5 protein-coding genes are annotated in these 5,444 nt (G+C 73.7%); 4 read left to right on the top strand and 1 reads right to left on the bottom strand.

Annotated features, from left to right (window positions below; genetic code table 11):
• Positions 1 to 476 (bottom strand): TetR/AcrR family transcriptional regulator (locus ACWF94_RS32185; RefSeq protein WP_453496564.1); only part of this gene is annotated, 476 nt, incomplete at its 3' end.
• Between the two features lie 62 nt (positions 477 to 538).
• Between ACWF94_RS32185 and ACWF94_RS32180 the strand changes: the two genes are divergently transcribed.
• The 4 genes from ACWF94_RS32180 to ACWF94_RS32165 form a co-directional block, all read left to right on the top strand.
• Positions 539 to 2,452: an ABC transporter ATP-binding protein gene (locus ACWF94_RS32180; protein ID WP_453496561.1), complete on the top strand. Its 1,914-nt coding sequence runs from the start codon at positions 539 to 541 to the stop codon at positions 2,450 to 2,452.
• Positions 2,453 to 2,618: 166 nt separating this feature from the next.
• A complete protein-coding gene (locus ACWF94_RS32175) occupies positions 2,619 to 3,704 on the top strand; it encodes a WD40/YVTN/BNR-like repeat-containing protein (RefSeq protein ID WP_453496558.1) in 1,086 nt (361 codons plus the stop codon).
• A gap of 98 nt (positions 3,705 to 3,802) precedes the next feature.
• Complete coding sequence (locus ACWF94_RS32170) at positions 3,803 to 4,465, top strand: uracil-DNA glycosylase (RefSeq protein WP_453496567.1); 663 nt, start codon at positions 3,803 to 3,805, stop codon at positions 4,463 to 4,465.
• On the top strand, positions 4,462 to 5,444 hold a 983-nt coding region (locus ACWF94_RS32165), incomplete at its 3' end, for an N-acetylglucosamine kinase (protein WP_453496555.1). The genes ACWF94_RS32170 and ACWF94_RS32165, both read left to right, overlap by 4 nt.

Here is a 5,444-nt window from a genome sequence, read left to right as displayed (position 1 = left end):
GTGTAGAGCGTCCCCCACATGAGCTGTTCGATCCAGTTGTCGGACAGCTTCTCGTCGAGCACCCCTTCACGGCGCCCCCGGTCGAGGAGCACCGCCATGACGCGGTCCGCCTCGGAGTAATCGCCGGCCCACCCCTCGGCCTCCCAGCCGGGAACGACCAGCATGACGATGTCGCCGATGGCGAAGTACTCCGCCACCAGCCGGGACAGCGCCTCCAGGGCCGGGCCCTCGTCCACCCCGGCCTGCCGGGCCGCCTCGTCGAGCCGCTCGCGGGCGTACGCCGACAGGGCGGCGAGCAGTGCGGGCCGGTCCGCGAAATAGCGCTGCAGGGTGCTGCGCGCGACACCTGCGGCGGCGGCGATCTGCCCCATCGACGCCTTCGGCTCCTCGCCGAGCACGGCGACCGCGGCGTCCAGGATCGCCCGCCGCGTCCGCGTGCGGGTACGGGACTCCTCTGACTGCGTCTGCTTCGGCACAACCACAGCATATATAAGGCAGCCCTTGCCCGTAATAGGCCATGCGTGTTCTACTTTAGGTCATGAGTGACCTATTTACTGAAGGCCCTCCCTCACCTCCCCCACCTGTCCCCCGGTTCGGCAGGTTGCGGCTCCTGTGGAGCTTCGCCCGCCCCTACAAGCGCCGGCTCGCGCTCGGACTCCTCCTCGCCCTCCTCGGGTCGGCGATGGAGCTGGCCACCCCGATGGCCACCAAGATGGTCCTGGACTCGCTCAGCGGAGACGTCCGGCTCGCCTGGCCGATCACCGTCCTGCTGATCCTGCTCGTCGTCGGCGCGGCGGTCGGGATGTGGCAGGCGATCCTGCTGGGCACCGTGTCGGAGCGGATCGTGCTCGATGCCCGAGAGTCGGTCGTACGGCGCTACTTCCAGTCCGCGCTGCTGCCGCTGGCCAAGAAGTCCACCGGTGAGCTGACCACCCGCGCCACATCCGACACCGTGCTGCTGCGGGAAGCCGCGTCCTCCAGCGTCATCGGACTCATCAACGGCACCGTCGTCCTGATCGGGACGCTCGTCCTCATGGGGACCCTGGACCTCGTCCTGCTGGGCGTCACCATCGGCGCGGTCCTCGTCATCAGCGTCGTCTTCATGACCCTCATGCCGAAGATCGCCACGGCCCAGGAACAGGCCCAGGACTCCCTGGGCCGCATGGGCGGCGTACTCGAAGGCGCGCTGCGCGCCCTGCGCACCGTCAAGGCCAGCCGCGCCGAGGAACGGATGACCGAGCAGATCGTCACCAACGCCCGCGACGCGGCCCGGCACGGCGTCGCCGCCGTCCGGCGCGAGGCGGTCGCCTGGACGGTCGCCTTCGGCGGCATCCAGCTCGCCATCATCCTCATCCTCGGGGTGGGTGCGTGGCGGGTCTCCGAAGGGCTGCTGGAGGTCTCCGGGCTGATCGCGTTCCTCCTCTACGCCTTCAACCTCATGGGCCCGATCACGGAGCTGTCCACCCATGTGACCGCCCTCCAGTCGGGGATCGCCGCGGCCTCCCGTATCCGCGAGGTCGACGCGCTCCCCCGGGAGGCCGCCGCCGGTCCGGACGGCCTGCCCGGATCGCGGGAGCCCGTGCCCGACCGGCTCCCGCACCCGAGCCCGGCACCGCCGGTGATCGAACTGCGCGGGGTGACAGCGCGGTACGGGCCCGGTGGCGAGCCCGCCGTACGCTCCATCGATCTCGCCATCCCCGCCCAGGGGCACACCGCCGTCGTCGGCCCGTCCGGTGCGGGCAAGACCACGCTGCTCTCCCTGTTCCTGCGCTTCCTCGAACCCGAGAGCGGCAGCCTCCACCTGGATGGCACCGACTACAGCGGGCTCTCCCCCGCGCAGGTGCGTGAGCGCTTCGCGTACGTCGAACAGGACACCCCGGTTATTCCGGGGAGCATCCGCGAGAACCTGCTCCTCACCCACCCCGACGCCGGGGACGACCTGCGCCGGGCCCTGGACGACGTGCGCCTCACCGAGCACATCGACTCGCTGGCCGACGGCCTGGACACCCAGCTGACGGCCACCTCGTTCTCCGGCGGTCAGCGCCAGCGCATCGCGCTCGCGCGCGCCCTGCTCCGTACGCCGGACGTCCTGCTCCTCGACGAGGCGACCGCGCAGATCGACGCCATCACGGAGGCGGCCATCACCGAGCGCGTCCGGGCGCACGCCGACCGCGCCGCCGTCATCTCCATCGCCCACCGGCTGTCCACCGTCATCCACGCCGACCGCATCGTCGTCATGGAGGCCGGACGCGTTCGCGCGATCGGCACCCACCAGGAACTCCTGCGGACCGACAGCCTCTACCGCGAACTCGTCGAGGCGCTGCACATCGCGGACTCGGGCGCCGGGCCGACGGGTGCCGAACCGACGGACGCCGGGTCGACGGGTGCCGAACCGACGGACGCCGAGCCGGTCACGGCGGGCCGGGCGGCCTCCGCGGCCGGGGACGCCTGAGCCGTGGGCGCGCGCCCGGACGCCGTTGAACGCCCGCGCCGGACGGGTGGCGAACCGGGGTGGGGCGGTCGCTGAGCTGCGGGAACCGCCGCTCCACAGGCCACTGTCAGTGGTGGGGTGCAGACTGGCCCCTATCCCAGACACTGACGTCCTGGAGGGATCGGTCATGACCGACGTACTGCTCACCGTAGGCACGCGCAAGGGACTCTTCATCGGCCGCCGCCGCGGCGGGGCGTGGGACTTCAACGGCCCCCACTTCAACGCCCAGGCCGTGTACTCGATCGGGATCGACACCCGCGGCGCTGGTCCCCGGCTCCTCGTCGGCGGCGACAGCGCCCACTGGGGGCCGTCGGTGTTCCACTCGGACGATCTCGGCGCGACCTGGGCCGAGCCCGCCCGGCCCGCCGTGAAGTTCCCCCAGGACACGGGTGCCTCCCTGGAGCGGGTGTGGCAGCTGCATCCGGCCGGGCCCGCCGACCCGGACGTGGTGTACGCGGGGACGGAGCCGGCCGCGCTGTTCCGCTCCGCCGACCGCGGGGAGAGCTTCGACCTGGTGCGGGCGCTGTGGGAGCATCCCACCCGCTCGCGGTGGGTGCCCGGCGGCGGTGGCGAGGCGGTGCACACCGTGGTCACCGACAGCCGGGATCCGGCCGCGGTGACCGTCGCCGTGTCGACGGCCGGGGTGTTCCGCTCCCAGGCCGGCGGCGCGCGCGGGGCGCCGCCCCACGACGGGGTGTCCGCCGTCTTCCTGCCCGACCCGAACCCGGAGTTCGGGCAGTGCGTCCACAAGATCGCGCAGGACGCGGGGGACGAGGACCGGCTGTATCTCCAGAACCACTGGGGGGTGTTCCGGAGCGACGACGGGGGCGCCCGGTGGACCGATATCGGGCAGGGGCTGCCCTCGGACTTCGGCTTCGCCGTCGCGGCCCATCCGCACCGCCCGGACACCGCCTATGTCTTCCCGATCAGCGCGGACAGCGACCGGGTCCCGGCCGGCCGGCGCTGCCGCGTCTACCGCACATCGGACGCGGGGCGCGGCTGGGAGGAGCTGTCGGCCGGACTGCCGGACGGCGATCACTTCGGCACGGTGCTGCGGGACGCCCTGTGCACGGACGACGGCGACCCGGCGGGGGTGTACTTCGGCAATCGGAACGGCGAGCTGTACGCGAGCGCGGACGACGGGGACAGCTGGCGGCTGCTCGCCTCGCATCTGCCGGATGTGCTCTGTGTGCGCGCCGTGACCCTGGGCTGACCCGATGGGCCGCCCCTGCCCCCGGGCGGATGACCGAAGCCGCCCGGGCCCATGCCGTTCCACCAGTAGAGTGACGCCCCGTGACAGCGCGACGACCTTTGAAAGAAATCATCGAGCCCGGCTGGGCGGACGCTCTGGAGCCGGTGGCGGAGCGGATCGCCGCGATGGGGGACTTCCTGCGAGCGGAGATCGCCGCGGGACGCACCTATCTCCCGGCGGGCGCGCATGTGCTGCGCGCCTTTCAGCAGCCGTTCGAGGAGGTGCGGGTGCTGATCGTCGGTCAGGACCCTTATCCCACCCCGGGGCACGCGGTGGGGCTCAGCTTCTCGGTGGCGCCCGAGGTGCGGCCCGTGCCGGGCAGCCTGGACAACATCTTCCGCGAGATGCACGCGGACCTGGGGCACCCCCGCCCCTCCAACGGCGATCTGACGCCATGGACCCGGCAGGGCGTCCTGCTGCTCAACAGGGCCCTCACCACCGCGCCCCGCAAGCCCGCCGCGCACCGGGGCAAGGGGTGGGAGGAGGTCACCGAGCAGGCGATCCGGGCGCTCGTCGCGCGCGGTACGCCCCTGGTGTCGGTGCTGTGGGGGCGCGACGCGCGCAATCTGCGACCCCTGCTCGGCGAGCTGCCCGCGATCGAGTCGTCGCACCCCTCCCCCATGTCGGCGGACCGGGGGTTCTTCGGCTCGCGCCCGTTCAGCCGGAGCAATGAACTGCTGGAGCGGCAGGGGGCGCGGCCCGTGGACTGGCGGCTGCCGTGACCGGGTCCGCCGTGCGCCGGGTGCTCGGGGTGGACTCCGGCGGCTCCGGGCTGCGGGTCGCTCTCGCCGACGCCCTCGATCCGGCCCGCTCCGAGACCCTGCGGTCGCATGAGCCGGTGCGCACCGGCGCCGGGGGGATCGATCCCGGGCATCTGCTGGAGCAGCTGGTACCGATGGCGCGCGCCCTGCTGGCCGACGCCGGGGGCGGCACCCTGGCAGCGGTGGCGGTCGGGGCAGCCGGGATGGCGACCCTCGGCGGCCGGCTGCGCGCCGAACTGCCCGCCGCCCTGGACGCGTCGCTGGGCGTGCGGCGGCTCGTGCTCGCCGCGGACGCGGTGACGGCGTACGCGGGCGCGCTCGGCCAGCGTCCCGGGGCCGTGGTCGCCGCGGGCACCGGCCTGATCGCGACGGGTACGGATCTGGCCGGCTGGCGCCGGGCGGACGGCTGGGGGCATCTGCTGGGCGACTGCGGCGGCGGTTCCTGGATCGGCCGCGCGGGTCTGGAGGCGGCGCTGCGCGCGCACGACGGGCGGCGGGGCGGCTCGGCGGCCCTGCTGACCGCCGCCGAGGAGCGGTTCGGGCCGGCGGACGAGCTGCCGGGCATGGTGTATCCGCGGACGGACCGCCCCGCGGTGCTGGCGTCGTTCGCCCCGGAGGTCGCCCGCTGCGCCGAGGCGGGGGACGAGGTGGCGGCGGGCATCCTCGCGCTCGCGGCCGGCCATGTCGCGGAGGCGGCGGCGGCCGTCTGCCCGCCCGCCCCCGGGGGTGCCGGGGAGCGGGACGTCGCCCTGACGGGTGGCCTGCTGAAGATGGGCGATCCCCTGCTCGTACCGCTGCGGGCGGAGCTGGCCCGGCAACTGCCGTACGCGCGGACAGTGGTCGCGGCGGGTGATCCGCTCGCCGGGTCCGTACTGCTCGCGGCCGCGCTCGCCACCGGGTCGCTGCGGCTGCCGCACCATCCGACCCTGCTGTATGTACC

Source organism: Streptomyces sp. NPDC055078 (assembly GCF_053607985.1).
Note: the sequence above shows the minus strand (reverse complement) of the source record. Positions and strands in the feature narration are given on the sequence as shown.

Excerpts from the sequence above, each read along its gene's own strand:
- ACWF94_RS32180 (WP_453496561.1), top strand. The coding sequence starts at position 539 with ATGAGTGACCTATTTACTGAAGGCCCTCCCTCACCTCCCCCACCTGTC.
- ACWF94_RS32175 (WP_453496558.1), top strand. The coding sequence starts at position 2,619 with ATGACCGACGTACTGCTCACCGTAGGCACGCGCAAGGGACTCTTCATC.